Origin of the sequence: Idiomarina fontislapidosi (assembly GCF_003226255.1) — a bacterium.
Taxonomy (GTDB): Bacteria; Pseudomonadota; Gammaproteobacteria; order Enterobacterales; family Alteromonadaceae; genus Idiomarina; species Idiomarina fontislapidosi.
In genome coordinates this window covers 3,961-5,179 of record NZ_QJST01000025.1, presented here as the reverse complement: position 1 = coordinate 5,179, position 1,219 = coordinate 3,961, and the positions used below count along the sequence as shown (strand labels likewise).

The 1,219-nt window shown below is 47.0% G+C and carries 1 pseudogene; it reads left to right on the top strand.

The annotated features are described in order from the left end of the window. A pseudogene (gene tnpC, locus DFP83_RS13170) lies at positions 1-1,003 on the top strand (IS66 family transposase); the annotation flags it as partial. Positions 1,004-1,219 lie beyond the last annotated feature (216 nt).

Genomic DNA, 1,219 nt, shown 5'->3' with positions numbered 1-1,219 from the left:
GCCGAAATATAGCTGCCGCTCATGTGAAAAGCACGGCACTGAAACGCACATTAAAATCGCACCGGTGCCACTAAGCATTTTACCAAAGAGCATTGCCAGCCCAAGCCTACTTGCACAAATTATTAGCGCCAAATTCCAGTTTGGCTTACCGCTTTATCGCCAAGAAGCCTTATTTAAGCAGTTCGGTATTGAACTCAATCGCCAAACCATGAGCCGTTGGCTATTAAAAGTGAGTGACAAGCTCAGGCCGTTGTATCGGCGAATGCATGACATACTACTTGAGCAACCGATGCTGTGGGCCGACGAGACCACCGTTAATGTGCTCGATGTCGATAAATCCAAGTGTTACATGTGGGGGTATGGTTGTGGCACCGACAAGCCTAAACCCGACGGGTTACCCAATATCGTTTTATACGACTATCAAGATGGTCGTGGTAGCTCACATCCAGTTGACTTTTTGCAAGGCTACCAAGGCCCGCTGCAAGTGGACGGTTATCAAGGCTATGAGAAAACCGATGCACAGCTTGCTGGTTGTTGGGCGCATGCACGGCGTAAGTTTATTGAAGCCAAGCATGCCGCCCGGCAAGAGCTGTCGTTGCCAATCATGAATAAACTCAAAGACTGACTCGACAAGTCAGCACTTAGTGTCAATAACCAGTCCCTGCTGGGTAAAGCGATTCATTACACACTCAGGCAATGGAGCAAGTTACAGGTTTATTTAGCCAACGGTGCTGTCGCTATCGACAACAATCGTGCAGAGCGCGCTATTAAACCGTTCGTTATTGGTCGCAAAGCTTGGCTATTCTCAAAGTCACGCGGCGGTGCGCAAGCCAGCGCCATACTCTATAGCGTGGTCGAAACCGCCAAAGCCAACGGCCTCATGCCGGTGGATTACCTCATGGCTCTGTTCAAGCAATTGCCACTGATAAGCCATGGCGATGATCTGGACCATCTGCTACCTTGGAATATCTCATTAAGCGTTAATACGGCGGCAACGGAGTAAAACTGATCCACCCTAGCGACAATTACTTGGCCGGTTAAATGGCCAACAAAATTGATCCACCCGAGAAAACCAATTACCGTTAATGTGTGCTATTAGTTACGCTTACAATAAAACAAACTCTATTATTGTTATTGTTTTGTTGTTAATTAAAGTTTGGGGTGGTAAAAAATTAAAAAAAGGATAATGCTTCACTAAGGACAGTCAATGCGCCGCTCC